This is a genomic window from Nitrospirillum amazonense (assembly GCF_007828045.1).
Classification (GTDB): Bacteria; Pseudomonadota; Alphaproteobacteria; order Azospirillales; family Azospirillaceae; genus Nitrospirillum; species Nitrospirillum amazonense_C.
Window position 1 is genome coordinate 124,735 of sequence record NZ_VITN01000008.1, and the last position, 25,156, is coordinate 149,890.

Annotated in this window: 26 protein-coding genes and 1 riboswitch; of the genes, 11 read left to right on the forward strand and 15 right to left on the reverse strand. The window is 69.9% G+C overall.

What is annotated here, in order from left to right; genetic code table 11:
* Window positions 1–91: 91 nt before the first annotated feature.
* The 3 genes from FBZ89_RS30895 (at window position 92) to FBZ89_RS14595 (ending at window position 2,813) form a co-directional block, all read left to right on the forward strand.
* On the forward strand, window positions 92–268 hold the full coding sequence (locus FBZ89_RS30895; protein ID WP_186457370.1) for a hypothetical protein: 177 nt from the start codon (window positions 92–94) through the stop codon (window positions 266–268).
* 365 nt (window positions 269–633) lie between these two features.
* Entirely contained in the window at window positions 634–1,911 is a 1,278-nt protein-coding gene (locus FBZ89_RS14590) for an MFS transporter (RefSeq protein ID WP_145750702.1), read from the forward strand.
* Between the two features lie 20 nt (window positions 1,912–1,931).
* Window positions 1,932–2,030, forward strand: a riboswitch (ZMP/ZTP riboswitch).
* A gap of 24 nt (window positions 2,031–2,054) precedes the next feature.
* Entirely contained in the window at window positions 2,055–2,813 is a 759-nt protein-coding gene (locus FBZ89_RS14595; RefSeq protein ID WP_145750703.1) for a LysE family translocator, read from the forward strand.
* Between the two features lie 53 nt (window positions 2,814–2,866).
* On the opposite strand, the gene FBZ89_RS14600 is transcribed toward FBZ89_RS14595, so the two are convergent.
* Together FBZ89_RS14600 and FBZ89_RS14605 are read right to left on the reverse strand one after the other, a co-directional pair.
* Window positions 2,867–3,610: an acetoacetate decarboxylase gene (locus FBZ89_RS14600; RefSeq protein WP_145750704.1), complete on the reverse strand. Its 744-nt coding sequence runs from the start codon at window positions 3,608–3,610 to the stop codon at window positions 2,867–2,869.
* A gap of 233 nt (window positions 3,611–3,843) precedes the next feature.
* On the reverse strand, window positions 3,844–4,458 hold the full coding sequence (locus FBZ89_RS14605) for an NAD(P)-dependent oxidoreductase (RefSeq protein ID WP_145750705.1): 615 nt from the start codon (window positions 4,456–4,458) through the stop codon (window positions 3,844–3,846).
* Window positions 4,459–4,631: 173 nt separating this feature from the next.
* Between FBZ89_RS14605 and FBZ89_RS14610 the strand changes: the two genes are divergently transcribed.
* On the forward strand, window positions 4,632–5,069 hold the full coding sequence (locus tag FBZ89_RS14610; RefSeq protein WP_145750706.1) for a winged helix-turn-helix transcriptional regulator: 438 nt from the start codon (window positions 4,632–4,634) through the stop codon (window positions 5,067–5,069).
* A 131-nt stretch (window positions 5,070–5,200) separates the two neighbouring features.
* On the forward strand, window positions 5,201–5,647 hold the full coding sequence (locus FBZ89_RS14615) for a hypothetical protein (protein WP_145750707.1): 447 nt from the start codon (window positions 5,201–5,203) through the stop codon (window positions 5,645–5,647).
* 77 nt (window positions 5,648–5,724) lie between these two features.
* Here the strand turns inward: FBZ89_RS14615 and FBZ89_RS14620 are convergent, their stop codons facing one another.
* Window positions 5,725–8,097: a HAMP domain-containing protein gene (locus tag FBZ89_RS14620; RefSeq protein ID WP_145750708.1), complete on the reverse strand. Its 2,373-nt coding sequence runs from the start codon at window positions 8,095–8,097 to the stop codon at window positions 5,725–5,727.
* Between the two features lie 383 nt (window positions 8,098–8,480).
* On the opposite strand from FBZ89_RS14620, the gene FBZ89_RS14625 reads away from it, so the two are divergent.
* Window positions 8,481–9,665 carry a glycosyltransferase gene (locus FBZ89_RS14625; RefSeq protein WP_186457371.1) on the forward strand — a complete coding sequence of 395 codons (1,185 nt, stop codon included), beginning with the start codon at window positions 8,481–8,483 and terminating at the stop codon, window positions 9,663–9,665.
* Here the strand turns inward: FBZ89_RS14625 and ygfZ are convergent.
* Complete coding sequence (gene ygfZ / locus FBZ89_RS14630; protein ID WP_145750710.1) at window positions 9,634–10,554, reverse strand: CAF17-like 4Fe-4S cluster assembly/insertion protein YgfZ; 921 nt, start codon at window positions 10,552–10,554, stop codon at window positions 9,634–9,636. The two genes, FBZ89_RS14625 and ygfZ, sit on opposite strands and share 32 nt — an antisense overlap.
* A 183-nt stretch (window positions 10,555–10,737) precedes the next feature.
* Between ygfZ and FBZ89_RS14635 the strand changes: the two genes are divergently transcribed.
* The 3 genes from FBZ89_RS14635 (at window position 10,738) to FBZ89_RS14645 (ending at window position 13,679) form a co-directional block, all read left to right on the forward strand.
* Window positions 10,738–11,712: a glycosyltransferase family 9 protein gene (locus tag FBZ89_RS14635; RefSeq protein ID WP_145750711.1), complete on the forward strand. Its 975-nt coding sequence runs from the start codon at window positions 10,738–10,740 to the stop codon at window positions 11,710–11,712.
* A 101-nt stretch (window positions 11,713–11,813) separates the two neighbouring features.
* Window positions 11,814–13,217: an O-antigen ligase family protein gene (locus tag FBZ89_RS31940; protein WP_145750712.1), complete on the forward strand. Its 1,404-nt coding sequence runs from the start codon at window positions 11,814–11,816 to the stop codon at window positions 13,215–13,217.
* A gap of 117 nt (window positions 13,218–13,334) precedes the next feature.
* Window positions 13,335–13,679 (forward strand): hypothetical protein, encoded by a 345-nt coding sequence (locus FBZ89_RS14645; protein WP_145750713.1) that lies wholly within the window; start codon window positions 13,335–13,337, stop codon window positions 13,677–13,679.
* 67 nt (window positions 13,680–13,746) lie between these two features.
* Here the strand turns inward: FBZ89_RS14645 and FBZ89_RS14650 are convergent, their stop codons facing one another.
* The 4 genes from FBZ89_RS14650 to FBZ89_RS14665 form a co-directional block, all read right to left on the reverse strand.
* The gene (locus FBZ89_RS14650) at window positions 13,747–14,709 is read right to left on the reverse strand and encodes an NAD(P)H-dependent flavin oxidoreductase (protein ID WP_145750714.1); all 963 of its coding nucleotides are present in this window, start codon (window positions 14,707–14,709) and stop codon (window positions 13,747–13,749) included.
* Window positions 14,710–14,984: 275 nt separating this feature from the next.
* Window positions 14,985–15,266 carry a hypothetical protein gene (locus FBZ89_RS14655; RefSeq protein ID WP_145750715.1) on the reverse strand — a complete coding sequence of 94 codons (282 nt, stop codon included), beginning with the start codon at window positions 15,264–15,266 and terminating at the stop codon, window positions 14,985–14,987.
* Between the two features lie 269 nt (window positions 15,267–15,535).
* Window positions 15,536–16,432, reverse strand: a complete 897-nt coding sequence (locus FBZ89_RS14660) for an SDR family oxidoreductase (RefSeq protein WP_211115239.1) — start codon at window positions 16,430–16,432, stop codon at window positions 15,536–15,538.
* A gap of 33 nt (window positions 16,433–16,465) precedes the next feature.
* A complete protein-coding gene (locus tag FBZ89_RS14665; RefSeq protein WP_145750717.1) occupies window positions 16,466–17,206 on the reverse strand; it encodes an SDR family oxidoreductase in 741 nt (246 codons plus the stop codon).
* Window positions 17,207–17,351: 145 nt separating this feature from the next.
* Here FBZ89_RS14665 and FBZ89_RS14670 point away from each other — a divergent pair, with 145 nt between their 5' ends.
* Window positions 17,352–18,239 (forward strand): LysR family transcriptional regulator, encoded by an 888-nt coding sequence (locus FBZ89_RS14670; RefSeq protein ID WP_145750718.1) that lies wholly within the window; start codon window positions 17,352–17,354, stop codon window positions 18,237–18,239.
* Here FBZ89_RS14670 and FBZ89_RS14675 read toward each other — a convergent pair.
* From FBZ89_RS14675 to FBZ89_RS14695, 5 genes are all read right to left on the reverse strand, one after another.
* Window positions 18,229–19,182, reverse strand: coding sequence for an NAD-dependent epimerase/dehydratase family protein (locus FBZ89_RS14675; protein WP_145750719.1), 954 nt, complete (start codon window positions 19,180–19,182; stop codon window positions 18,229–18,231). The genes FBZ89_RS14670 and FBZ89_RS14675 overlap by 11 nt on opposite strands.
* 83 nt (window positions 19,183–19,265) lie before the next feature.
* Window positions 19,266–20,129, reverse strand: a complete 864-nt coding sequence (locus FBZ89_RS14680) for a substrate-binding periplasmic protein (RefSeq protein ID WP_145750720.1) — start codon at window positions 20,127–20,129, stop codon at window positions 19,266–19,268.
* 136 nt (window positions 20,130–20,265) lie between these two features.
* Complete coding sequence (locus tag FBZ89_RS14685; protein ID WP_145750721.1) at window positions 20,266–20,595, reverse strand: hypothetical protein; 330 nt, start codon at window positions 20,593–20,595, stop codon at window positions 20,266–20,268.
* Window positions 20,596–20,719: 124 nt separating this feature from the next.
* The gene (locus FBZ89_RS14690; protein ID WP_145750722.1) at window positions 20,720–22,099 is read right to left on the reverse strand and encodes an MFS transporter; all 1,380 of its coding nucleotides are present in this window, start codon (window positions 22,097–22,099) and stop codon (window positions 20,720–20,722) included.
* A 9-nt stretch (window positions 22,100–22,108) separates the two neighbouring features.
* On the reverse strand, window positions 22,109–22,804 hold the full coding sequence (locus FBZ89_RS14695; RefSeq protein WP_145750723.1) for a PadR family transcriptional regulator: 696 nt from the start codon (window positions 22,802–22,804) through the stop codon (window positions 22,109–22,111).
* A 136-nt stretch (window positions 22,805–22,940) separates the two neighbouring features.
* Here FBZ89_RS14695 and FBZ89_RS14700 point away from each other — a divergent pair, with 136 nt between their 5' ends.
* Window positions 22,941–23,288: a winged helix-turn-helix domain-containing protein gene (locus FBZ89_RS14700; RefSeq protein ID WP_145750724.1), complete on the forward strand. Its 348-nt coding sequence runs from the start codon at window positions 22,941–22,943 to the stop codon at window positions 23,286–23,288.
* A gap of 54 nt (window positions 23,289–23,342) precedes the next feature.
* Here FBZ89_RS14700 and modC read toward each other — a convergent pair whose 3' ends face one another.
* Window positions 23,343–24,443, reverse strand: coding sequence for a molybdenum ABC transporter ATP-binding protein (modC, locus tag FBZ89_RS14705; RefSeq protein ID WP_145750725.1), 1,101 nt, complete (start codon window positions 24,441–24,443; stop codon window positions 23,343–23,345).
* Window positions 24,443–25,144 carry a molybdate ABC transporter permease subunit gene (gene modB / locus FBZ89_RS14710; protein WP_145750726.1) on the reverse strand — a complete coding sequence of 234 codons (702 nt, stop codon included), beginning with the start codon at window positions 25,142–25,144 and terminating at the stop codon, window positions 24,443–24,445. The genes modC and modB overlap by 1 nt, the downstream gene beginning before the upstream one ends.
* Between the last annotated feature and the right edge of the window lie 12 nt (window positions 25,145–25,156).

The window sequence follows — 25,156 nt, forward strand, 5'->3', positions numbered from 1 at the left end:
CTGCCGGGTCAGCGCCGCGCGCGGCTCCCGGGGCATGTCCTCATGCTATGGTTGATGGGGGTGTAACGGGAAATGATCGCCGAAAATATGAATGGCCGCCCGCGTGGACGGCCATATCCGCAATATAATTAGAAAGATAGAGCGTATCGTGAGGCAGAATCTTGCCGGCGTTCCGGCCAATCACCAGATCAGCGCGACCTGGAGTCCGGAAAATATTTTTGACAATGATGGTGACGGCCCGTTTCGTCATGCGTCTCTGTCAAATTGAGGAGTGGATGGAAGTCTGCTCGCGTTTCTCTTTATCGACCCAACTGCCAAAACCCTGGTTCCAGCCCCCATTTCAGGGGGATGAGACCGTTTTCACTCTGTCAGGGTTTATCAGCAATAACCGGGCCAGTTCGTTCGCGGCTGCGATATGAGGCATTTCGGCCGAGGCGGCGGCGAACCGGGCGCACAGCGATTGGGCAATTCAGGATTGTTACAGGCATGTTGCCGCAAAGCTGTGCAGACGCGGCAGGCCTGTAAAGCTTTAGGCTGTGGGGGGCTGACTGTCGGGAACGACACTGGACAGTCCGGTCGCCTGCTGTAAGCAGAAAGGAACCCCACGCGACCACTATTCCCGACGCCCTTTCGATGCGCCTGCTGAAACCTTTGGCCCATGGCCCCATCGCCCGTCTATGGGGCGCGTTGTCGCTGTCGGCGGTGGGGGACCAGTTGCACCAAATGGCGCTGGTCTGGTTGGCCGTGGGGCTGGTGGGGCCGGACACCGGGTATGTCGCGGCGGCCGACACGGTGGCGCTGATGGCGGTGGCGCTGCTGGCTGGCGCCTGGGTGGAACGCTGGGACCAAGGCAGCGTCATGATGGCGGCCGACTTGGCGCGCGCCGGCTTGGCGGCGGTGCCGGTACTGGCGGCGCTGACCGGCCATCTCACCCTGTGGACCCTGGTGGTGCCGTCGGTGGCGCTGTCCGCTTTGGCGGGGCTGTTCGATCCGGCGCTGCAGGCCTCGCTGCCGCGGCTGACGACGGATCGCAGCCTGCTGGCCGCCACCAACGCCCTGTTCGATGGCACCTTGCGTCTGGCGCGCCTGGTCGGTCCCACCCTGGCGGGTGCCCTGGCGACGCTGATGCCGCCGGTGGCGCTGATGGGGGTGAACGGCCTCAGCTTCCTGGCATCGGCCTGCGCCGTGTTCAGTGTCCGGTCGCACATCGCCGACCCCGCCGAGAGGGCGCCCGCGCGCGCGGCGGCGGCGGCGGACACCCTCGCGGGGCGTTTGCTGGCCGGCTGGCGCCTGGTGCGGCGCGAGCCGCCCTTCACCTATCTGCTGTGGCGCAGCGGCCTGACCGGCGGCCTGTGGACGCTGACCATTTGGCTGGCGCTACCGCTGCTGGTGAGCCAGCGGGCTTTGGCCGGATTCGGCCTCAGCGGCCTGTCCGCCCTGGCCCTGCTGTTCTCGGCCTATGGCGCCGGCAACCTGGTCAGCAACCTGGTGGTGGGCAGCCTGCCGCCGGGGGGCGTGCTGACCCGCCGGCCCATGGCCCTGGTGATCGCGGGCGACGTTCTGGTGGGCGGCGGCTTCGTCCTCATGGCGCTGGCCACGTTCGTGCCGGCGCCATGGACTTTGCCCGCCATCGCGCTGTCGGCCGTGGCCACGGCCACGGGCGGCCCGGTGTGCCAAATCCCCCTGACCACCCTCCGCCAGACGCGATTCAGCGGGGGCGAGATCGCCGCCGTCTTCCGCCTGTTTCTGGTGCTGGACTGCCTGGGGACGCTGGTGGCCATGACGGCGGCACCGACGTTGCTGAACCTCCTGCCCACACCCCTGGTCATGGCCGTGTGTGGCGCCGTCATCTTGGGCACGGCACTGATTTTCGGCCGGCGGGCGGACCGGCACACCACGGTTGCGGGCTAGGGTCGCGGCGGTTACGCTCCTTCCCTCCGCGTGACTGGCGCAGGCCCCGGAACGGGGCTGGATGGGGCACCATCGGGAAGCGCGGACGCACCTTCGTGCCGCACGCCTGGGCCATCCACCCCTTTGAAGGGAAAGGGCGCCCCATGCTTGCCAGCTTGATCCCCATCCTCGTCGCTTTGCTGCTGGGGGCCATGGCCCCCGGCCCCAGCTTCGTGTTGGTCACCCGCACCGCCGTCACCCAGTCTCGCCGCAACGGCCTGGCCGCCGCCGTGGGCATGGGTGTGGGCGGTACCTTCTTCGGAACCCTGGCCCTGCTGGGCCTGACCGCGCTGCTGACCCAGGTGGCATGGCTGAACATGGCGCTGCGCCTGGCGGGCGGCCTCTATCTGCTCTATCTCGCCCTGCGCATGTGGCGCGGGGCGGGCACGCCCCTGGGCAAGGCTGCGGGCACGCCCCTGGGCAAGGCTGCGGGCACGCCCCTGGGCAAGGCTGCGGGCACGCCCCTGGGCAAGGCTGCGGGCACGCCCCCGGCCACGGGCGCGGGCACGCCGGCCGACGGCCGCGCGCCGTCCCTGGCCCGGGCCTTCGTCGTGGCGCTGGCGACCCAGCTCAGCAATCCCAAGACCGCCATCGCCTACGCCAGCATTTTCGCCGCCCTCTTGCCCACCCAGTCCGAGTTTGGGGGGCCGCCGCCCCACCTGCCGCTGTTCCTGCCGCCGGTCATCTTCCTGATCGAAGCCGGCTGGTACAGCGTCGTGGCCCTGGCCTTTTCGCTGGAAGCGCCACGCCGGGCCTATCTGAGGGCCAAGGGCGGCATTGACCGCGTGACCGGCACCGTCATGGGGGCGTTGGGTCTGCGCCTGATGGCCGACGCCGTGCGCGACGCGGCCCTGGCGCGCTGACGCCGCGATTGGGTCGGGAAGGGGTGGGCGCGTCCGCGCCCACCCGAGCCGTATCAGGCCAGGTAGTCGTGCAACACCCGGCCGAAGGGCAGGGTGAAGTCCACGACCTGGTGGCGGCCGCCGACGATGCGGCGTACCGGCAGGTCGGCCACGCGGCAATTGACATGGGGCATCAGGTGCAGGCGGGCCGGGCCGTCCCAGGCGCCGTGGACATGCACGTCGGTCAGGTTGTAGCCCACCAGCTGGGCCACCTTGGGGCCGCCGTCCACGTCGGGAATGAACTTCAGGTTCACGTTCAGCTTGCCGATGCCCTTGGCCACCTCATCCAGCCGGTCGGCCAGACTGAAGTGCTTGTAGGTCATGGTGCCCATGGCCACGCGCTCCTCGTCATAGTGCAGCGTGCCGGTCAGGGTGTCCTTCTGCACCTTCAGGCGGGGGATGCCATACTTCTTGGGGAAGCCCCAGATCTCGCGGCCGGCGGTGATGGGCGGCTCATCGTCCAGGTACATCTGGACGGAGAAATTGCACGGTTCGCCATTAAATTGCGCGACGATGCCGGTCCCGCTCTCCTCATAATCGCCGAAGCCCGAGCTGTCCGGCATCTTCATCCATTCATAGAAGCACAGGTTGCCCGGCGCCGGCTCCAGCGGTTCCGGCAGGGCCCGGCGGATGGCCTCCGGATCGCTTTCATAGGTGATGATCAGATATTCGCGGCGAATGAAGCGGTAGGGGCCCCGGGGATAGCTGGGGCTGAACAGGGGCATGGAACTGGCGGAGAGGATCTCGTCACGATTCATGTCGGCACTACTCCCAGGCGTTCGGGGCCTAAAGGGGGGAAGCACCGGGATCGGTCGACAGGCGGGATGGTGGCTGGACCTTGGCGGCGGACCGATACCCGGACAAAGGGATGGCCAGGATGGCGGATGCATTCCCGGAAAACCATTCCCTGCCCGAGTAATTTTTGTTGCGCCGCATCAAAACAATGGGGCACGGGGGCGGCGGATGGCCGCACCCCGTTTTCCCAGTCTTATCAATAACCGACGGTGAAGCGGCGGTTGGCGTGGGCGGGATTCTCCACCTCATCCACCAGGGCGACCGCGAAATCCTCGTAGCTGACCTGGCTCTTGCCCGTGGCATCGACCAGCAGCTGGTCGTCGGCCAGGCGGAACCGGCCGGTGCGGTCCCCGGCGAAGAAGAAGGCGGACGGCGACAGGAAGGTCCACTCCACTCCGGTGTCGCCTTGGCGCAGCGCGTTCAGCACGTCGCGGCCGGCGCCGGCCTCCACCTTGTAGGCGGCCGGGAATTCCGGCGTGTCGATCAGCGCCAGGCCCGGCGCCACCTCCAGCGAGCCGGCGCCGCCCACCATCAGCAGGCGCTTCACGCCGGCGCTCTTGATGGCGCTGAGCAGCGAGGACAGGTCCAGGCCCTGGAACCGGGTGCTGCTGATGACGGCGTCGTGGCCGGCCAGCAGGGGGGCCAGGCCGGCGGCGTCGCCGGTGTCGCCGGCCTTGGCCGTCACGCCGTCTTGGGGCCGCACCTTGGCCACGTCGCGGGCGATGGCGGTGACGGTGTGGCCGCGGCGGCGCAGCTCCGCCAGGATGCGGGTGCCGACATTGCCGGTGGCGCCGATCAGGGCGATCTTCATGGGGATGTCTCCGGTTTAAGCGCTGGCGAACCGTCGCGCAGCGGACTAGGTTACGTTCGGTAACCAGATGCCATTTTGGCTGCCAGGTTTGAAGAAGGCATGTTCCGGTGCCCTGGTTACCGCGGCATTACCACCGGCGCCGGTATGGATTGGCGCTCAGGACGGAGATACTCATGGACGGACGCACGCCCGAAGCAGCCGTGGAACCCGTCATCGCCGAGGACGTGGTGGCCGCCGGATATCGCCCCGACGCGGAGGATGGCGTTTGCCCGGTGCGCGACGTGCTGGACCGCCTGGGCGACGCGTGGAGCGTGTTGGTCATTCGTCACCTGGATGGGGGCCCCGCCCGTTTCAACGCCCTGCGCCGCGCCATCGACGGCATCTCCCAACGCATGCTGGCGCAGACCCTGCGCAAGCTGGAACGCGACGGCCTGGCCCGCCGTACGGTGTTCCCCACCACCCCGCCGCAAGTGGAATACGACCTGACCGACCTGGGCCGCAGTTTCTCCACCCATCTGGCGCACCTGGCCCAATGGGCCGCCCTGCACCAGCCCGCCATCCGCGCCAGCCGCCGGGCTTATGATGCCGCGTCCGGCGACGACGGCGCGTGACGGCTGAGGCACCGCGCCGCTGCGACACTATGTCGCTCAATCGCGACGTCCTTAACCATATTCATGCGATGATTCACAAATCAGCAACCAATATGCTCCGGCCATTACTATCTCTTTAGTGGTGACTCCATATGCATATTCGGTTGGCGCTTGCTGCCACTTTCGCCATATTCAGCCTGTCGGCCTGCTCCTCCATCATGGAGGGCACCTCCCAGGAAATCACCGTCAACACCAACCCGGCCGGGGCCAATTGCGCGCTGGAGCGGGAGGGCACGGTCATCGCCCGGGTCAGTCAGACCCCGGCGTCGGCCACGGTGAAGAAGACCAAGCACGACATCACCATCCGCTGCAGCAAGGATGGCTTCCAGGAAGCGACCTTCCTGAACAAATCCGGCACCGCCGGTGCCACCGTCGGCAATATCCTGGCCGGGGGCGGCATCGGCTGGGCCATCGACAGCGCCAGCGGTGCCGACAACAAGTACGACAGTACGGTGAACGTCACCCTGGTGCCGGTGGGCACCGCCGCCCCGGCTCCGACATCCGCCCCGGCGGCGCCAGCCGCCCCAGCTGCGAAGTAAGCGGAGCAGTTGGAAAAGCAAAAGGGCGGCGGCTGTATGGCCCCCGCCCTTTTTTATGGCGCCGCGCCGGACGGTCGTCAGCCCCCGGCGGTGGCGCGCAGCTGTTCGGCGATGGCGGCCAGCCGATCGCCCAGATCCTTGGTGGCGGCGGTGCTGGCCTGCTCGTGGGCGCGGCTGCTGTCGACCAGGGCCTTCAGGTCGCCGGTCAGGTCCAGCAGGCCGCGGATGGTGCGGTCGGCCGCCTCCATGCGGATGCGCAGGCCGTCGGCCAGGGACTGCACGGTGGCCAGGTTGGGATCGATGCGCGGCGCCAACGCCTCCGTCAGTCCGCCGGTCAGGGCGCGTAGAGATTCCGTCGCCTCATCCTGGCGGGCCAGGGCGCGGTTCAGGGCGTTGGTGGCGCCGCTGGCGTCGGTCGCCAGGCTGGTGGCCTCCCGCCGCAGGTCGCGCACCGCTTCCTCCACCCGCGTCCCGGCGTCGCCCAGGCCGGCGGCCAGCATGTCCGACAGGCGGGTGGCGGTGTCGCCGATGCTGCCGGCCCGGTCCCCCAGCGCGTGGGCCGTGACCTCCAGCCGGGCGATGGCCTCGTCGGCGGCGGCCTTCTGGTCGGGGTCGGCGCTGCGGCGCTCCAGCTCGGCGCGCATGGCCTCCGATATCTTGCCCAGGCTGTCCAGGGTGCGGGTCATCTCGCCCGCGCGCAGCGCCACGCCCGCGGCCGCCCCCGCCAGGTCGCGCTGCACCGCCGCCAGGCTTTCCGCCACCGGCTCCAGGCGGGTGCTGTTGGCCTCGGCCGCCGTCTCGATCAGGCGATTGGCGCGGTTCAGGCCGTCCAGCGCGCCCGACAGGTTGCGCGTGACCTCGTCCGCCGTGCCGCGCAGCATTTCGGCGGAACCTTCCACCCGGCCCGTCACCCGTTCCAGCCGATCACCGGCGTGGGCCAGGGCGGCCTGCAGGTTGCGGTCGCTGTTGCCCACCGCCTCCGTCGCGCGCGTCAGGCCGGCGGTGGCCTCGGCGGAACTGCTGGCCAGCATCTCGCCCGAGGCGCGCAGCAGCTTGACCGAGGCCAGCAGCTTGTTCTGCAGGTCGCCCATGGCGCTGTTCATGCGCTCGTTGGCCTGTTGCGCCTCGCTCGTGGCGCGGCGCAGCTCCCCCTCCGTCTCCGACAGGCCGCGCACGACGCGCCCCACGTCTTCGCCGGCCGTCAACACGGTGTTGGCCACCAGGTCGGCATTGCGGCGCAACGCCTCCACCAGGTTGTCCAGCCCGCCACCGCCGCCCCGGTCGTCGAAGGCGTGGACCTGCAGGGCGGCGCGGCTCAGCAACTCCGTCGCCTCCTTGATCTCGCGGTTGCTGTCGCCGGCGGCTTTGGCCACGACGCCGCACAGCTCGCCCATGCGCCGCACGCTGTCGGTCAGCTCCTGCCGGGTGTCGCCCAGCAATTCCGTCAGGTCGCGCCGGGTGCCGCTCAGCAGGCCGGTCAGGTCGCGCCGCGTGTCGGCCACCAGGGTGGACACGGCGTCACCGTTGCCGGCCAGGGTGTCGCCGGCGCTGCGCAGGCGGGTGGTCAGCTGGTCGAACAGATCGCCGGCGTCGCCATCGAACTTCAGGCGCACGCGCCCGTTCTCGGTGATGATGGACACGTCGGGCAGGTCGGCCACCTGGCGGCGGAAGCCCTCGATGGCGCGGGCCATGTCGCCCAGCTCGTCCGCGCGGTCGGTGCCGGCCACGGGCACGCGCCAATCCCCCCGGGCGACTCCGCCCACGCTGTCGCGCAACTGGGCCAGCGGCACCAGCAGGCGCAGACGGATCAGCCACAGGGTCGCCGCCGCCGTGGCCAGCATGGCGCCCACGGCGGCGATTCCCAGCCAGAATCCGGCGCGGGCGGGGGCGGCCAGCACGTCGGCCGTGGTCTGCACCTCCTGCCGGCGCAGCTGGGCGATGCGGTCGGCCACGGCGGCGTGCAGGGTCATCAGCGACAGGCCGGTGGCGCCGGACAGGGCCTGCGGCTTGTCGCCGGCGGCGTTCACCGCCGCGCGATAGCGGTCGATCAGGCGGTGCAGGTCGCGCGCCAGATCTGATTCGGCCGTGGTCAGGCGGTTGCCTTCGAAGGCGCGGACGTTGCGGTCCGCCGTCTCCAGCGCCTGGGCGATGTCGGTCCGCGCCTGGGCGCTGCCGGTTTCGGCGTATACGGCCAGCGCGTTCAGAAGCCCGCCGTTGCCCAGGGCCGACCGCGCCTCATCCAGGGCGCGGGATTTGGCGGCGGCTGCAGCCGGCGTCTCATCCAGCGACCGGTCGACACGGCTGAACAGGGCCATGTTGTAGGTCGCGGCCGCCACCAGGGCGACCGATGCGGCAACGACCAGGGCGGCGATCCAGCCGCTGGCGCGCCGCAGGCTGCCGGCGTGGCCCCCTCTGGCGGCGCCGTGCGATGAATTGACCCCTGACCTCATACCCCCCACCTGCCTGTCGTCCCGTTCCACACACGCCGGCCATTCCACACACGCCGGTTGCCGGGGCGCCCCGGCCCAGGGCGCCCCGGCCCAGGGCGCATGGTGTGGGAGGGCGCCCCATCTTCGTCAATGACTTTGTACTTAAGCACTTTGCGCCGGCTGGCATGATGATGGGTTGGCGTCATCAGGCGCGTACCAAGACCGCGCGACCTGGGTGCGGCGATTGCGACCTTAATGCCGGGCGCGGGGCGGGGGCTTGCCCCCACGCCGGGCAGGGCGTAGGAAGGGTCAGGTCGGGCGAGGTTGGTGCGCCTGGATCCTGGGTGAGGAGGCCCGGTTGTCTGCGCCGTTGTGGCTGCGCGGGTTTCGTATCGAGGGCCTGTATGCGTATCGTCCAGATTATATTGTCCAAAGGGTTCCGGGGGGCGGAACGCCATGTCGCGGAACTGGCGATGGCCCAGGCGCGCCACCATGACGTTCTGCTGATCGTCCGGGCTGACTGCGCCGACGCGGGCGGCCGTTCCATCCGTGACCAGCTGCCGCCCTCGGGCGCGCTGCCGGGACTGCGGGTGGTGACGGTGGGCCCCGGCCTCATGGCTCCGGGGATCTGGAGCCATATCCGCCGCTTCCGGCCGGATGTCATCCATTGCCATGGCGGCCGCGCGGGCCAGACCGTGGGCCGTCTGCGGCCGCTGTTGCCGGGCCGCCCGTCCTTGTTGGCCACCATGCACCCCGACTACCGCCGCCGGTGGTACCAGAACCACGACGCCGTGGTCGCCACCACCGATTGGCAGGCGCAAGAGGCCAAGCTGGGCGGATTCGAGGGGCGCATCGCCCGCGTGAACCTGTGGCGGCAGGCCCATCCCATCCCGCATGCCGGCCGCATCGCCGCGCTGCGCGCGGAAATGGGTGCGGAACTGCCGGGCGACGTGCTGGCCTTGGGTGTGGGCCCGCTGATCCGGGAAAAGGGCTTCGACCTGTTGGTCAGCGCGGTGCGCGGGTTGGACCACCCGCACCTCAAGCTGGCAATCGTTGGCGATGGGCCCGAGATGGGGGCCCTGCGCCAACAGGCGGCGGACTGCCCGGCCATCCGCTTCCTGGGCTTTCGGGGCGATGTGAAGGATTTCTACCACGCCGCCGACCTGTTCTGCTCCCCCTCCCGGTTCGAACCGTTCGGCCTGGTGTTCCTGGAGGCGCTGGACGCCGGTGTGCCTGTGGTAGCCTCCGCTTCGGAAGGGGCCCGCACCATCCTGCAGCCGCCGTCGCAGGATGGCGGGGATGTGTTCAGCGCGGCCGATGGGGCACGAACGGGTAGCGGCTTGGCCCTGGCTCCCCTGGCGGCCTTGGGCGACGCCGATGATTTGGCGGAGCAGTTGAACGTGGCGCTGGAGGCGATGGCGCAGGCCCGTGGGGCCGGGCTCCGCCTGCGTCACCGGCCGGAGCTGCCCGCCTACAACCAGGCCACCAGCCTGGAGGCGCTGGAACGGCTCTACGCCGAACTGATCGCCTCGGCCGAGGCCGCGGCGGCCGCCGCGCTCAAGGCCGGGGCGCCGGCACCGGGCCACTGACCGTCAGCGGCACGCCGCCGCAGCTCAGGGCCACGTCGGGCTTTTCCACGTCCTCGATCCGCAGGACCGCGAGGCCCAGGGGCCCCAGGCTGCTGCGCATTTCGCCCACCTCGCGTTCCCCCCACAGCACCGGCGTGCCGGCGGCGGGCAGGGCTTGCCCGTCGGTTGCCGTCACCCGCATCAGGCGTTTGCGGATCAGGGCGCGATAGTGGGTGCGGGCTGTCAGTTCCTGACCCATGTAGCAGCCCTTGTCGAAGGCCACGGCGGACAGGCTGTCCATGCCGTTCTCGAGCGGAATGGACTTTTCCGGCACCAGGTCCCGGCTGCCATCCGGCACGCCCAGGCCCAGCCGGCGCCGGGCGTAGGCGTCGGCCGCGTCGGGCAGGCTCTCCGCCACCGGGCGGGGCAGCAGCAGGCGCAAGCCCAGGCCGGCATGGCGCGGATCGACGTAGGCGATGGCCGGGCCCTCCGGCGTTTCCATGGTCCCCGCGGTACCAGGCGCGGCGTCCGCCGCCCCGTCCAGGGCCACGCCCACGGCCCACTGGGCGCTGACATCGGCCAAGGTCACCTTGGACCGCAGCTTGTACATCGACAGGCGGCGCAGCAGGTCGGGCGCCCGCGCCGCCTCCGTCTCGATCAACAGGGTTTCGTTGCCGTCGGCATCCACCTGGGCGGTCACGAACAGCTCGTGCAGGAACTTGCCTTGGGCGGTCAGGAACAAGGCGTAGATGGCGTGAGAGGGGCTGACGCGGCGAACGTCGTTGGTGATCAGCCCCTGCAGGAAGGTGCGGGCGTCGGGCCCCGTCAGCGCCAGCACGCCCCGGTCGGCAAGCCGGCCCGCCGCCCCGTGGGCGACCAGGGACCAGGAAAATGCGACGCCTTCAGTCATGATGCCGGACCTGAACAGTTTTCCCAAAGGGGTGCTTCAACAGGTAAGGGGTGGCGCGTCCCGCCGCAAGGGTTCCCACCCGTATGCAAGGGTCGATCGCCATCGCCGCATTGGCAAGCGTCTGAGGGCGCTTGTATAAGGGGCCGGTCGCCGGGGTCATGCCGTGGGTTGGGGGCCAGTCTGTTGCGGGTTTTGTTCATCACCTCCACCCGTCTGGGCGACGCGGTGCTGACAACCGGCCTGCTGGGGCATCTGGTGGACCAGATGCCGGACGCGCGCTTCACCATCGCCTGCGGTCCCATCGCCGCCCCCCTGTTCCGCGCCATGCCCCGCCTGGACGAGATCATTGCCATGCCCAAGCGGCGCCTGGCCGGCCATTGGCTGGACCTGTGGCGGCAGGTGGCGGGCCGCCGCTGGGATTTGGTGGTGGACCTGCGCGACAGCGCCGTGTCCCGCCTGATCCTGGCCCGTCGCCGCGCCACCTTCCGGGGGGGTGACGATCGCCAGCCCAAGGTCGTGTCCCTGGGCCTGGTGCTGGGGCTGGACCCGCCGCCCAACCCCCGCTTGTTCCTGAATGACGCCATCCGCGACGAGGCGCGCGTCCTTTTAGGACCCGACACCGGGGCCCCGATCTTGGCGCTGGGCCCCGCCGCCAACTGGACGGGTAAGGAATGGCCGGCGGATCGCTTCGCCGCGCTGGCCTTACGGATGCTGGCCGGCCCGCTCGCGGCCGGTCCCTGTCCCGCCCGGGTCATGGTCCTGGCGGCGGAAGCGGAACGGTCGCGCTGCGCGCCGGTGCTGGACGCCCTGGGGGTCGCGTTGGGTGTTGGCCGGGTCATCGACCTGGTGGGACGCACCGATCCGCTGCTGGCGGGCGCCTGCCTGGAACGGGCGCGGCTGTTCGTCGGCAACGACAGCGGCCTGATGCACGTGGCCGCCGCGGCTGGCACGCCCACGCTGGGGCTGTTCGGGCCCACCCCCTCGCACCTCTATGCGCCGTGGGGTTCCCGGGCTCGGGCCGTGGTGGCGCCGCCGGCCGCGCCGGGAGCATCGCCCGAGGCCCGGATGGCGGCACTTTCCCTTGGCCAGGTGGCGGACGCTGCGGTTGAATTGCTGGCCCAGGTGACGGGCCATCCCCATGCCTATCCTGTGACCTGATGAAAAAGCGCTAGGACCATCGCAGTTCCCGAGTAAAAGGTGGGGGCCTTGGTGGCCAGGCTGGGGGGCCTTGGGCCGCCGAAGAGATATACTGGAGCAAGATGTCGTCCACCCAGACCACGCGCGAACTGCGAACCAGTGCACCGGTCATGTCCCCCTTGCCCGCCGCCCCGCCGGCGGCCGAGTCCACCGCCGTCTCCCGGAAAACGGCACCCTTCAGCCTGGCCTGGATGGGCCTGACGCTGTTCCTGCTGACCGTGCTGGGCTTCGTCTGCGCCTTGCTGCCCTTGGGCACGGCGCCCGCATTGATCAGCCTGTCCTTCCTGGGCGGCATCCTCTACGCGCTCACGGCCCGCCGGCTGCCCACCCTGCTGACCGCCCGCGCGACCTGGCGCGCCACGCCACTGCTGCCCCTGATGCTGTGCTTGCTGCTGGGGGCGGCATCCGTGTTGTGGACGCCTGTGCGCAAGGACGGCGTGGGGCAACTGCTGACCTTCCTCTATACCGTGGTGCCCTTCCTGTTCTGGATCGGTACCCTGCGCGAGGTGGATGAGCAGCGACGCTGGCTGCTCATCCGCTGGGCCGTCATCGGCATGCTGGTGGGCCTGGCCATCTTCGCCGTCGAGGTGGTCGGCGACCAGCCCATCTACCGCCTGGAAAAGGCGCTTGAGGGCACGAAAGTCGACCATGACCGGGCGCTGAACCGGCCCGCCGTGCTGTTCGCCACGCTGGCCTGGCCCCTGGGTCTGGGCCTGGCACGCCTGGCCTGGGTCACCGGCCGGGGGGCCATCGCCCGCCTGCCGGCGCTGGCGGCGATGAGGTTGCCGCCGGTGGGGCGGGCCATGCCGTGGGCCTGGGTGATGCCGGCGGCCTTCTTCCTGGCGGCGCTGGGCGGCACCAGCGCTTCGGCCAAGGTGGGCCTGGGCATGGGCCTGGTGTTCTACGGCCTGGCGCGGCTTTCCGCGCGCACGGCCCGGGTGGTGCTGATCGTGGCCCTGGTGGCCGGTCCCACCCTGTCCATCCCCATCTCGCTGGCCCTGCACCGCGCCGGCCTGACGGAAGAGGCGCGCATGCCGTGGAGCTTCCGCCACCGGGTGGAAATCTGGGACGTGGCCGCCCGCCGTATCCTGGAAAAGCCCCTGGTCGGCTGGGGACTGGACAGTTCCCGCAACATCCCGGATGAGGGCGAGGTTTCCAAGTTCCACCCCGAATCCCCCATCATCCCCCTGCATCCGCACAATATATTCCTGCAGGTGCTGCTGGAGCTGGGGGTGGTGGGCAGCCTGCTCTACACATGGCTGGGCGTGGGCCTGGCGTGGGGCACGCGGCGCCTGCCGGCCTATGCCCAGGCCACGGCGCTGGCCGCCATCGCCGCCACCGTCGCGGTGGGCTGCTTCTCCTACGGCGTGTGGCAGACCTGGTGGCTGTGCGGCATCATGCTGGCGGCGGGTCTGCTGGAACTGAACCTGCCGGCGGGATGGTGGACGCGGGCCGGCAAGACCTGACGCGGGCGGGCCAGCATTTGAGCCAGCATTGCTGACGGCTTGCCCCCGGCGGGCTGGCGGGGGTAAATGGCAGCCCCATATCCATTGCCCAACCGCCTTTCCTTTGAGGAACCGCCCATGCCGCCCGTGAAAAAGAACCCGCTGAACCTGAACGCCCTGCAGCTGAAGACCCTGACCCTGCTTCAGGTCCTGGCCGGGCTCGAGGGCGTGGGCCAGCCGGTGGTCGAGGGCGGCGTGATGGTCGACCGCTTCCCCCACGCGCACGGCAACCACTTCCATCTGGGGCCTTACACCGTGATGTCGGCCGATGCCACCGGCCTGTCCAACGAGGCTGCCTGGGTGGCGCTGGAGCGCAAGGGCCTGATCAAGTCGCAGTTCCCCAACGCCGCCATCGTGACCGAAACGGGTCTGGCCTACGACACCGGCATCCGTGGCCAGATCCTGCACGGTTCCGACCACTAAGCCTCCTCCGCAGCAAAAGGGGCGCGCCGGTCCGGCCGGCGCCCCCCTTCTCCGTTCATGAGGACTCTTACAGGCCCAGCAGGCGCTTCCTGGCGGTCGCGTATTCGTCTTTAAGCTTCGCGATCAGGTCGGCGGTGGGCAACACGTTGCCGATGGCGCCCACGCCCTGGCCGGCGCCCCAGATGTCCTTCCAGGCCTTGGCGCCCGAGGCGGCCGCGCCGAAGTTCATCTTGCTGCGGTCCACCTGGGGCAGGTTGTCCGGATCCATGCCGGCGGCCACGATGCTGGACTTCAGGTAGTTGCCGGCGACGCCGGTGAAGAAGGGCGTGTAGACGATGTCGGACGCGCTGGCGTCAACGATGGCCTGCTTGTAGCCGGCGGCGGCGTTGGCCTCGGCCGTGGCGATGAAGCGGGTGCCCATGTAGGCGAGGTCCGCCCCCATGGCCTGGGCCGCCAGGATAGCGTCGCCGGTGGCGATGGCGCCGGACAGGATGATGGGGCCGTCGTAGAAGCGCCGCACCTCCCCCACCAGGGCGAAGGGGCTCAGCGCCCCGGCATGGCCGCCGGCGCCGGCGGCCACCAGGATCAGCCCGTCCACCCCGGCCTCCAGCGCCTTTTCCGCATGGCGCAGGCTGATGACGTCATGGAACACCAAGCCGCCGTAGCCGTGGACGTGAGGCACGATGTCGCCGGGCGCCCGCAGGGAGGTGATGATGATCGGCACCTTGTGGCGCACGCACACCTCCATGTCATGCTCCAGCCGGTCGTTGGACTGGTGGATGATCTGGTTCACGGCATAGGGCGCGATCTTGGCGTCCGGATGGGCGGCGCGGGCGTCGGCCAGGGTGGTGTCGATCCGTGTCAGCCAGTCGTCCAGCGCCTCCTTCGGCCGGGCGTTCAGCGCGGGGAAGGACCCGACGATGCCGCCCAGGCATTGGGCGATGACCAGATCCGGGTTGGACACGATGAACATGGGCGACGCGATGACCGGCAGCGCCAGGTTCTGGGCAAGGACGGGCGGCAGGCTCATGGAACGGCGTCTCCCCTAAGTTCTTGGCCGGTATTTCTTGAGCGGCCGCGCAGGGCCGATCCAGCCTCAATGCCATGGGGTCGGAGGGCCGTCAATGCGGGGAAGGGGCCGCTTTTCCGCCGAAAAGCTTAAAGCCCAGGCGCAGCCCACTGCCGCGCGCCTAGAAATTTTTCGCGGCACGCGCGCAGGAAAATGGGTGGGGACGGGGGCTGCCGTCCCCACCCAAGGAGCCTCAGGCGGGAGGGGGAACCACGTGTCTGAGGGCCGGGAGAACTTTAGGGATAGTTGCGCGGCACCGGCGCCGGGGGCGGCGCCATGGTGGTGGAGTTGGGCGGGGCGACACTGCCGATCAGGTTGTTGTCGGCGTCGTAAACAGCACCGCCGCCAGCCGGATAGAACACCACCTGGCCGGCGGTGCGGCCGCGCTCATCCACCATGCGGTAGCTGTGGCTGAGGTCCACCCGCTCGGGCCGGGACGTCCCGCAGGCGGCGACGGTGGTCAGGGCGGCGACGGCCAGCAGGCCGCGCCACAGGAAACGGGGACGATTATTCTTCAAGATTTCCTCCGGTCAGCAAGGGTTTCAACGACGCCCCCAAGTCTTTTTCACGGATCAGGAAATGAGACTGCAAATCACCAATCATAGGTGGAACGCTAGCATGGGCACCGCCACCTGTCATGAAGCAGTCCGACGTAGGCGGAAAGGAGAATGAATTCTAGTGTTCTGCTTTCCCACGACAAAAAGGGGTGCCCTAGTATTAAGGCACCCCCATCCGGTCTACGCGGGTTGGTTTAGGAAACTACAGCGCCGGGTTAGGTGCCCCAGGCTCACGCCACCGTGGGCGACAGCAGATCCTCCAGCCCGATGCGGCGGAACATCTCGGCCCGCACCCGGTCGGCGACACCGTTCACCACCTCGGCCCCGTCCTGCGACGGGTCGATATGGGTGCGGAAGGGGCGCTTGCCATGGGGTAGGTCCACCACCCGCACGATGGCCTCGGCAACGCTGGCGGCGTCAGCGTCCGGCGGCTCCAGCGCCGCCAGGCCCTTCAGCGCGCGATCCGGCACATCGGCATAGGGCCCCTGGTTGTATTCGGCGGCGCGGTCCGTATCGGCCGGCGATCCCGAATGGGCGAAGTGGTTGGTGCCCTTGGTGAAGGCGCCCGGGACGATGATGGCCGTTTCGATGCCCCAGCGGGTCAGTTCCGAGGCGTAGCTGACGGCCAGGCTGTCCATGGCGGCCTTGGCGGCGAAGTAGGGCGCCAGATAGGGTGGGGTGCCGCCCCGGGTGCTGCTGCTGGACACCCACACCACCAGGCCTTTGCCCTGACGGCGCAGGTGCGGCAGCGCCGCCCGGTTCAGCCGCTGGGTGCTCAGCACGTTGATGTCGAACAGCTCGGCGTACTGCTCCGGGGTGAAGGCCTCGGCCGGGCCGAAGGACATGTGGCCGGCGTTGTGCACGATGACGTCCAGGCGGCCGGCCTCATTGATGATTTGGGCGACGGCGGCCTCGACCGAGGCGTCGGACTGCACGTCCATCTCCGCCGTGCGCAGGTCCACGCCATGTTCGGCGGCGTAGGCCTTGGCTTTTTCCACCTGCGGGGCGTTGCGGCCCCGGGTGTCGCGCATGGTGGCATAGACGGTGTGGCCGGCCTGGGCCAGGGCGCGGGCGGCCAGGGCGCCGAACCCGCTGGAGGCGCCGGTGATGACGATGACTTGGCTCATGATCGCGTGCTCCTCATTCCTTCAGGTGCCGGTTCAGATGATGCCGCCGTTGGCGCGCAGCACCTGGCCATTGATCCAGGCGCCATCCGGGCCGGCCAGGAAGGAAACGGCGGCGGCGATGTCCTCCGGCTGGCCCAGCCGCTCCAGCGGGGCCTGCTTGGCCAGGCGGTCCACCACCTCCTGCGGCTTGCCGTTTAGGAACAGCTCGGTGGCGGTCGGGCCGGGGGCGATGGCGTTGACGGTGATGGACCGGCCGCGCATCTCCTGCGCCATGATGGCGGTCAGGGCCTCCACCGCCGCCTTGGTGGCGGCGTACGCGCCGTACGTGGGCGGGTACAGCCCCACGACGCTGGAGGAGAAATTGATGACCCGGCCCCCGTCGCGCAGGCGCTGCGCCGCCTCGCGCAGGGTGTTGAAGGTGCCCTTCAGGTTGATGTCCACCAGCTTGCCGAAGGCGTCGTCGCCCATGTCGGCGATGGTGCCCAGGGTCATGATGCCCGCGTTGTTGACCAGGATGTCCACGCCACCGAACGCGGCCTCCACCCGGTCGAACATGGTCTTCACCGCGTCGGCGTCGGCCACGTCGGCCTGCACGGTCAGGGCGCGGCCGCCAGCGGCCTCGATCTTGGCGGCCACGGCCTCGGCGGCGTTGGCGTTGCCGGCGTAGTTGATGATGACGGTGTGGCCGTCGCGGCCCAGCCGCTCGGCGATGGCGGCGCCGATGCCGCGGGACGCACCGGTCACCAGCGCAACCTTCTTCGTGTTCGTGGTCATGACGTGATCCTTTCCTTCGGTTCAGCCCGCATCGTCGCGGGCCGCTGCATTCGATGAAGGAAAGGTGCGCTCTGGCTGTTCCTGGATAAATGGCGTACGTTTGCCATCATTATCCAGAAATGATCAACAATCGGCCAGCAGACCCATGGACCGCTTCGACGCCATGCGCGTCTTCACCCGTATCGTGGAACGGCGCAGTTTCACCGCAGCGGCGGAGGATCTGGGCATGCCCCGGGCGACCGTGACCCACACCCTGCAACAGCTGGAGGGACGGCTGGGCACGCGGCTGCTGAACCGCACCACGCGGCACGTCAGCCCCACGCTGGATGGCGAGGCCTTCTACCAGCGCTGCCTGCGCCTGCTGGCCGATGTGGAAGAGGCGGAGGACGCCTTCCGCGCCACCGATCCCAAGGGCCTGCTGCGGGTGGACGTGCATGGCAAGTTGGCGCGGCACTTCCTGTTTCCCGCCCTGCCGGATTTCCTGGCCCGCCACCCCGGCCTTGAGCTGAACATCAGCGAGGGCGACCGTCTGGTGGACCTGGTGCGCGAGGGCGTGGACTGCGTGCTGCGCGCGGGTGAGCCGCGCGACAGTGCCCTGATCGCCCGCCGCGTCGGCCTGATGCCCCAGGCCACGGTGGCCAGCCCCGCCTATCTGGAGCGGCACGGCGTGCCTGCCACGCCCGACGACCTGGCCAACGGGCATCAGGCGGTGAACTTCGTCTCCTCCGCCACCGGCCGGCCCTTTCCCTTCGAATTCATGGTGGGGGAGGAGATGCGCAGCCTCACCCTGCCGGGCCGGGTCAGCGTGGCCAGCGCGGAAAGCTTCACGGAGGTTGCCCGCCTGGGCCTGGGCCTGATCCAGACGCCGCGCTATCACCTGGGCCCGGACTTGGCGTCGGGACGGCTGGTGGAGGTGCTGTCCCTCTATCCGCCGCCGCCCATTCCCGTCTCGGTCCTTTATCCCCACAACCGTCAGCTATCGCCGCGCGTGCGGGTATTCGTCGACTGGGCGGCCGGGTTGTTCAAAGGCTAGACCGGGTCTCGTGCAAATAGGCCCGCACCGTGCGGGCCAGGGCCTCGTTCTGGTTCAGGGGCGGCTGCCAGTCGAAGGCGGCGCGGAAGGCCGCGTCGTCGACCTCCAGCGATCCCGTCAGCCGGTCGGCGATGCCGGACAGGCGGGGAAGGCGGCCGGCCAGGCTCCAGAACGCCGCCGGCAGGGAGACCAGCCATGGCCGCTTGCCGGCGGCGGCGGCAAGGGTGGCCACCAGGGCGCTGGTGGACAGGGCGGGCTGGTCGGCCACCAGGAAAGTGCCGGTGATTTCGGCTCGCTCCACCGCCCGGGTGATGGCGTCGGCCAGTGTGTCCAGACTGACCAGGCTGCGCCGGTTGACGATGCCGCCCAGGGGCACCACGGGCCAGTGCGTGGCCAGGCGCAGCAAGGCCGCCATGTTGGCCTTCACCCCCGGCCCGTGAACCAAAGGCGGCCGCAAGATGGCCAGCGACAGGGGGCCGTCCGGCGGGCACAGGGTGGTCAGCGCCTCTTCCGCCGCCCGCTTGGACTGTCCATAGGCGTCCTCCGGCAAGGCGGGATCCAGTTCCGTCAGGGGGCGGCCGGGGCTGTGGTCGCCCTGCGCCTTGACGCTGCTGACATAGACCAGGCGACGCAGCCCCGCCGCCTGCGCCGCCTGGGCCAGGCGCACGGTGGCGGTGACGTTCAGGGCCTGCAGCGCGGTCGGCGTGACGTTGCGCTGATGCGCCAGGCCCGCCAGGTGAACCAGGGCCTGCGCCCCCTCCAGCACCGGGGCCCAGTTCACCGGGCCGGCCAGGTCGCCCACGGCTACCGGGGTCACGCCCGCGGCCAGGCCCACGCCGGCATTGCGCACCACCGCGATGACCTCATGCCCGCCGGCCAGCAGGCGGGGCAGCAGGGCGCGGCCCACGAACCCGGTGGCTCCTGTCACCACGATCTTGGCCATGTCCGTTTCCTCGTGTCCGCCCCTGGATTCCGCCTCAATGACACGGACGCGGGCGGCAGGGCAACGGGGGAAACCGCCAAGCTTTACTGATAGTTCCGGATAACGCGATCCAGTGTGCCATCGCGCCGCAAGCCGTCAAGCGCTGTGCGCAGACGGGCCACCAGGGCGGGGTCGGTGCCCAGGTTGCAGGCGATGCCCACCGGGGCCACGCTGAAGGTCAGCACCGGCTCGATCGCCACCCCCGCCTGGCGGGCCAGCCAGCGGCCGCTGATGGCGCCGGCGGCGGCCAGGTCGGCGCGCCCGGCGGCCAGCATGGGCATCTGGTTGGCCAGTGACACCTCGGTGATGTCCAGCCCCTGGTCGCGCAGGGTGGTGGCGAGCATGGTGCCCACCGGCACCAGGATGGACAGCGGCGTCCCCCGCGCCTGGGCCTCGGCCGCCAGGGTCTTCACCTCGTCCAGGCTGGCCAGGGGGTGGGTGCCGTCGGGATGGGCGCGATCGTAGTGCAGCCAGTTCGCCCGGGCGAACAGGGCGGCGCCGCCTTGCGCGATGGGCGCCACCCACTGGAATTGGGTCTGCCGCTCCGGCGTCTGGTTCACCGCGAACAGGCAGGTTCCCGGTACCTCCTGCACCGTGTGATAGCCGCGGCGCCACGGCATGACCTGCACCTGGTAGGCGATGCCCGCCGCCGTCATCAGCGACGGCAGCAAATCGCCCATGATGCCCGTCAGCCGCCCCGTGGCGGGGTCGGTATAGTTCAGCGGCGGGTTTTCCTCGGTGATCAACGTCAGGGACACCGCCGCCTCTCCTGCCAGGGCCGCCGACGCCATCCCCAGCAAGGCACCCAGGCACAGCGCCGCCAGCCGCACAGGGCGGCGCGCGCCGAGGGAACGGACTTGGGGGGAACGGGCTTGGGGGGAACGGACTGCGGCGGAGGGATGGGACATCGCTTCCTGGCGGCGACGCTGCGGGGAAGATCCGCGCCGGGAAGGGCTAACAAGGGAGGCCGGGCGGAATAAACCATTGTCCGCCGGGATTACCTTCCAATTTCTTAACGATGGCGGGGCACGGCCACCGCCCGCGTCATTGCAGGTTTGCGGCGCTGGCGATCTTGTGCCGCACAACGCCGCTGGCCGCCGCCAGGGCCGTCGCGCGCTGCAACAGCCAGCCGCGCATTTCCGGCGGCTGACGGTCCAGGATGGCCTCCACCGCCAGCGCGTCACCCGCCGTCATATCGGTGGCGGCGTTCAGCAGCAGTTCCGCCAGCGCGCGGCAGTCCGCCGCCTGGCCCGCCGTGCCGGCCTGGAACAGATGGCGCATGCGGGCGGCCGCCCCATCGGGATCCTGGCTGTACAGGGCGCGCGCCGGGTCGATGGCCTGAAGGTCGGTATCGGGGATATCGGGTGGCGTCATCTGGCCGTTCCTTCGGGGAAGAAGAGGTCGGTCGGGACGGCGGATACCCTAACATCGGCCCCCGGCCGGGGGGAGGCTGCCAAACGGAGAGGGCCGTTCGGGCTAGCCGCCCGCCGGCGGGGCGCTACACCGCCGCGGGGTTTTCGATGGGCGTTTCCGCCGGTGCCGCCGCCGGTGGGGTGCGGGCCGGCATGGCGATGGCGCGCAGCGACTTCGATGTCAGGCCCAGGGCCACGATGCCCCACAGCGCCAAGCCGCTGCCCAGGAACATGACCTGCGGCGGGACGTAGCGCATGAGCCAGCCGCACAGGGCGGACGACAGGGGCGCCAGGCTCATGACGATGAACATGAACAGGCTCATGCCCCGGCCCAGCATGGCGGGCGGGATGCGACGCTGGATCCAGGTGAAGACGCCGATCTGGATGAAGCCCGCCAGGCTGCCGGCGATGGCCATCAGCAGGGCCGCCTGCCAGGTGTGCTGGGCCAGGCCCATGGGCATGAACACCAGGGCCACCAGGCTGTCGATCAGCAGGATGGTGGCGCCCAGGGTGCGCAGGCGGAAGTTGGGCCGGGCGCCCGACACCGTCATGCCCACCAGGGTGCCCACACCGTGCAGCCCCATCATCAGCCCGAAACCGTCGGCGCCATCCGCCAGCCGGTCGCGGGCGAAGACGGGCAGCACCGCCTGCAAGGGGCCGCCGATAAAGAAGGTGGTGGCGGAAAAATAGAGGCACAGGGCCCTAAGCTCCGGATCCCGCCAGAAATGGCGGATGCCGTCGCCGATGGAGCGGAAGACGGCGCCCAGGCTTTCCCCCTTCCGCGCCGGGCCGTCACCCGGCAGGGTCAGCATGCGCACCTGGTACAGGGTCAGGGCGGAGATGACGAAGGTGGCGCAATCCACCAGGAAGGCGGCGCCTAGGCCGGCCAAGTCGCTGGGCGCCCCAGGGGCTTGTGCGCCGGCGGCGGCCTTGCCGCTGCCGCCCACCATGGCGATCAGGCCGCCGGCCATGAGCGGGCCCAGCAGCAGGGTGGCCTGGCGCAGGCCCATCATCATGCCGTTGGCGGCCTGCAACTGATCGCCCGGAACCACCCGGGGCAGGATGGTGGTGCCGGCCGGAATGCTGAAGGCGCTGGCCAGGCCGATGCCGAAGGCCACCACGCACAGCACGGGAATGGTCAGGGTGCCGGTCAGCACCCCAGCGCCCAATCCGCCCAACAGCACCGCGTTCACGTACTTGGTCAGCAATAGCACGCTGCGCGCGGGATAGCGGTCCACCAGGGCGCCACCCACCAGCAGGAACACGGCGCGCGGCAGGCTGATCAAGCCCAGCACCAGGCCCATGGCCAGGGTGTCGTTGGTCACGGCCAGCACCAGCCACGGCATGGCCAATAGGCTGAACTGATCGCCCAGCATGGAAATGACGCCGCCACCCAGCAGCCACAGGAAATTGCGGTTGCGCATCAGGGGATTGGGCGGGCGCTTCGGCTTTGTCGTGGCGGACATGGGCTTGCCTCAGGACAACAGGGGTTTGGCGGGCTTGGCCGCCCGGGGACGTCTGGTCTTGGCCGCGGGTGGCGGGGGTACTGGCGGTGGCGCCTGGGCGTATCCCGGCGGTAGGGGCGGCTGGCCCGCTGGAAACAGGCCCATCAGGCGCGCCCGGTCATAGTCGGGCGGACGGATGTCGCCGGCCTCGATGGTTTCGACCAGCTTGGCCAGCCATGCGTTTTCCGTTTCCAGATGGGCCAGGCCGTTTTCCAGGATGGCCCGCATGCCCGTCGATTGGACGGGCGCCAGATAGTCCGCCAGCGCCTTCAGGGGACGGTGATAGTCCCGCTGCATGGCCAGGCGCTGGCGCAGCGCGTCCGCCACCGCATCGGGATCGGCGTGGTGCAGAAACATCAGCGCGGGATAGAGCGGGTGATAGCGGGGCGAGACGTCGGCCAGCCGTTCCGCCATCAGGGCATGGAACCGGGCGCGGCCGGCGGGCGTCAGCCCATAGGTGGTGCGCTCGCCCCCACGGGCCACCGCCTCCACCCCCTTGGCCTCGATCAGGCCGTCGCGCGCCAGGCTGCGCACGGCGTAGTACAGCGTGCCCACGTCCACGTCGATGTAATGGTTGACGTGGGCCGCCGTCAGACGCCGCTTGATTTCATAGGGGTGCAGGTCGCCGCCCTGCAGCACGCCCAGGATGAGGAGTTCCGCTTTCATAGTTTAAACAAACTAATTTAGTTGGATTAAACTATCAATCGGCTTTTTATCCGGGTTTTATGGCCGTGACGGTTTTCCGTTCGGCTCCGCGCATCCCCCTTGCGGGCGGGCGCCGCCCGCGATTCAATGCGCACCCATGAACCGCCTCACCCTCCGCATCGATTTCGGTGATCAGGGCGCCGTCGGCCCCGGCAAGATTCGTCTGCTGGAAGCCATCGCCGAGCACCACTCCATCTCCGCCGCCGGGCGGGCCATGGGCATGTCCTACCGCCGCGCCTGGCAGCTGGTGGACGCCCTGAACCAGACCTTCGCCCAGCCCTCGGTCACCACCCAGGTGGGCGGCGGCGGGGGCGGCGGGGCCGCCCTGACGGAGTTCGGGCAGGAATTGGTGGCGGCCTATCGCGCCATGGAAAAGGCAGCGGCCGAGGCCACGGCCGACATCCGCGCCGGCCTGGCCGGCCGCCTGCGGCCACCCGGCACTTAGAGGCGGGGCCCGTGTGGGGGGGGGCGGAGGCCGTGTGCCGCCCGGTTGGCCGCCTCAGCTCCCCCGATCCAACGCCACCGCCTTGACGATGGCCCACAGCGGTTGGCCGGGGGTGATGCTCAGCGCGTCGGCGCTGGTGCGGGTGACGCGGGCCAGCACCGGTGCGCCCACGCATTCCAGGCGCACCACGCGGCTGCCGTCCGCGTCCTCCCGCACGTCGGCGACGATGCCGGGCAGGATGTTCAGGGCCGACAGGCCCTGCGGCGCCCTGTCGGACAGCAGCACGTCGCGGGCGGGAATGCGCAGGCGGGTGCGGGCGCCCGACGCCAGGTGGGGCGGCAGGTGGGGCACCAGGATGCGACCCGCGGCCGTGTCCAGTTGAAACAGCCCATCGGCGGTACGTCCCCCCACCACGGCGTCCAGCAGCGACCCCGCCTCCGCCCCGCCCGTCAGGTCCATCAGGTCGGGACGGGACCATAGGGTGCCGGGGGCGCCCACCGCGCGTACCCGCCCCTGGTTCATCATCACCACGGTGGTGGCCAGGCGCGCCACCTCCGCCACCGCGTGGGTGACGTACAGGATGGGCAGGCCGGCATGGTCGCGCAGCCGTTCCAGATAGGGCAGGATCTCGGCCTTCCGTGCCTCATCCAATGCGGCCAGCGGCTCATCCATCAGCAGGATGCGCGGGGCGGCCAGCAGGGCGCGGCCCAGGGCCACGCGCGCCTTTTCTCCGCCCGACAGGCCGGCTGGGCGGCGGGCCAGCAGGGGGGCGATGCCCAGCAGATCGGTCACCGAGTCCAGCGTGGGCGCCTCCGCCGTCACGTGCCGGCGGGCGAACCAGCGGCCGTACAGCAGGTTCTGCCGCACTGTCAGGTGGGGCAGCAGCCGCGCCTCCTGGAAGACATAGCCGACGCGGCGGCGGTGGGGTGGCAGCCACAGGCCGGCCGCGGTGTCCACCAGCGGCACGCCGTCCACGGCGATGCGGCCCCGGTCCGGGCGCTTCAGCCCCGCCACCAGGTCGATGAGGGTGCTCTTGCCTGAGCCTGACTGGCCGAACAGCACGGTCAGGCCCCGGCCGGCCGTCACTTGCGCCTGCAGGTCAAAGTCGCCCTGGCGCAGGGTGACATCAAGGTCAAGGGCGGGGGGCGCGCTCATCACGACATCCCGCCGATGCGCCGGCTGACGCTACGCGCCAGCGTTTCCGACAGCAGCAATGCCATCAGCGATAGCACCACCGATACCGCCACCAGGCGCAAGGCGCCGGCGTCGCCACCGGGCGACTGGGTATAGGCGTAGATGGCACCCGACAGGGTCTGGGTGCGGCCAGGGATATTCGAGACGAAGGTGATGGTGGCGCCGAATTCGCCCAGCGCCTTGGCGAAGGCCAGCACCGCGCCGGCCAGCACGCCAGGCAGCATCAGGGGCAGGGTCACGGTGGCGAACACCCACACCGGTGGTGCCCCCAGGGTGCCGGCCGCCTGCTCCAGCCTGGTGTCCACCGCCTCGATGGACAGGCGGATGGCCCGCACCATCAGGGGGAAGCCCATGACGCCGGCGGCCAGCGCCGCGCCCGTCCAATTGAAGGCGAAAACGATGCCGATGCTGGCCAGGGGCTTGCCCACCCAGCCCTGGCGCCCCATCAGCAGCAGCAGGGCGTAGCCCGTCACCACCGGTGGCAGGATCAAGGGCAGGTGGACGACGCCATTCAACAGGTCCCGCCCCCAGAACCGGCCGCGGGCCAGCGCCAGGGCCACGGCGATGCCGGGGGGCAGCGACGCCAGGGTGGCCCAGATGGCCACCTTCAGGCTGAGATGGATGGCCGCCACCTCGTCCGGACCAAAACCGAAGTCGTTCATGAGGGCCGAGCG

Excerpts from the sequence above, each read along its gene's own strand:
- FBZ89_RS14650 (WP_145750714.1), bottom strand. The coding sequence starts at position 14,709 with ATGAGCCTGCCGCCCGTCCTTGCCCAGAACCTGGCGCTGCCGGTCATC.
- FBZ89_RS14605 (WP_145750705.1), bottom strand. The coding sequence starts at position 4,458 with ATGAAGATCGCCCTGATCGGCGCCACCGGCAATGTCGGCACCCGCATC.
- FBZ89_RS14670 (WP_145750718.1), top strand. The coding sequence starts at position 17,352 with ATGGACCGCTTCGACGCCATGCGCGTCTTCACCCGTATCGTGGAACGG.
- FBZ89_RS14680 (WP_145750720.1), bottom strand. The coding sequence starts at position 20,129 with ATGTCCCATCCCTCCGCCGCAGTCCGTTCCCCCCAAGCCCGTTCCCCC.
- FBZ89_RS14610 (WP_145750706.1), top strand. The coding sequence starts at position 4,632 with ATGGACGGACGCACGCCCGAAGCAGCCGTGGAACCCGTCATCGCCGAG.
- ygfZ (WP_145750710.1), bottom strand. The coding sequence starts at position 10,554 with ATGACTGAAGGCGTCGCATTTTCCTGGTCCCTGGTCGCCCACGGGGCG.
- FBZ89_RS14595 (WP_145750703.1), top strand. The coding sequence starts at position 2,055 with ATGCTTGCCAGCTTGATCCCCATCCTCGTCGCTTTGCTGCTGGGGGCC.
- FBZ89_RS14590 (WP_145750702.1), top strand. The coding sequence starts at position 634 with ATGCGCCTGCTGAAACCTTTGGCCCATGGCCCCATCGCCCGTCTATGG.
- FBZ89_RS14645 (WP_145750713.1), top strand. The coding sequence starts at position 13,335 with ATGCCGCCCGTGAAAAAGAACCCGCTGAACCTGAACGCCCTGCAGCTG.
- FBZ89_RS14685 (WP_145750721.1), bottom strand. The coding sequence starts at position 20,595 with ATGACGCCACCCGATATCCCCGATACCGACCTTCAGGCCATCGACCCG.
- FBZ89_RS30895 (WP_186457370.1), top strand. The coding sequence starts at position 92 with ATGGCCGCCCGCGTGGACGGCCATATCCGCAATATAATTAGAAAGATA.
- FBZ89_RS14620 (WP_145750708.1), bottom strand. The coding sequence starts at position 8,097 with ATGAGGTCAGGGGTCAATTCATCGCACGGCGCCGCCAGAGGGGGCCAC.
- FBZ89_RS14600 (WP_145750704.1), bottom strand. The coding sequence starts at position 3,610 with ATGAATCGTGACGAGATCCTCTCCGCCAGTTCCATGCCCCTGTTCAGC.
- FBZ89_RS14660 (WP_211115239.1), bottom strand. The coding sequence starts at position 16,432 with ATGAGCCAAGTCATCGTCATCACCGGCGCCTCCAGCGGGTTCGGCGCC.
- FBZ89_RS14625 (WP_186457371.1), top strand. The coding sequence starts at position 8,481 with ATGCGTATCGTCCAGATTATATTGTCCAAAGGGTTCCGGGGGGCGGAA.
- FBZ89_RS14695 (WP_145750723.1), bottom strand. The coding sequence starts at position 22,804 with ATGAAAGCGGAACTCCTCATCCTGGGCGTGCTGCAGGGCGGCGACCTG.
- FBZ89_RS14690 (WP_145750722.1), bottom strand. The coding sequence starts at position 22,099 with ATGTCCGCCACGACAAAGCCGAAGCGCCCGCCCAATCCCCTGATGCGC.
- FBZ89_RS14700 (WP_145750724.1), top strand. The coding sequence starts at position 22,941 with ATGAACCGCCTCACCCTCCGCATCGATTTCGGTGATCAGGGCGCCGTC.
- FBZ89_RS14675 (WP_145750719.1), bottom strand. The coding sequence starts at position 19,182 with ATGGCCAAGATCGTGGTGACAGGAGCCACCGGGTTCGTGGGCCGCGCC.
- FBZ89_RS14615 (WP_145750707.1), top strand. The coding sequence starts at position 5,201 with ATGCATATTCGGTTGGCGCTTGCTGCCACTTTCGCCATATTCAGCCTG.
- modC (WP_145750725.1), bottom strand. The coding sequence starts at position 24,443 with ATGAGCGCGCCCCCCGCCCTTGACCTTGATGTCACCCTGCGCCAGGGC.
- modB (WP_145750726.1), bottom strand. The coding sequence starts at position 25,144 with ATGAACGACTTCGGTTTTGGTCCGGACGAGGTGGCGGCCATCCATCTC.
- FBZ89_RS31940 (WP_145750712.1), top strand. The coding sequence starts at position 11,814 with ATGTCGTCCACCCAGACCACGCGCGAACTGCGAACCAGTGCACCGGTC.
- FBZ89_RS14665 (WP_145750717.1), bottom strand. The coding sequence starts at position 17,206 with ATGACCACGAACACGAAGAAGGTTGCGCTGGTGACCGGTGCGTCCCGC.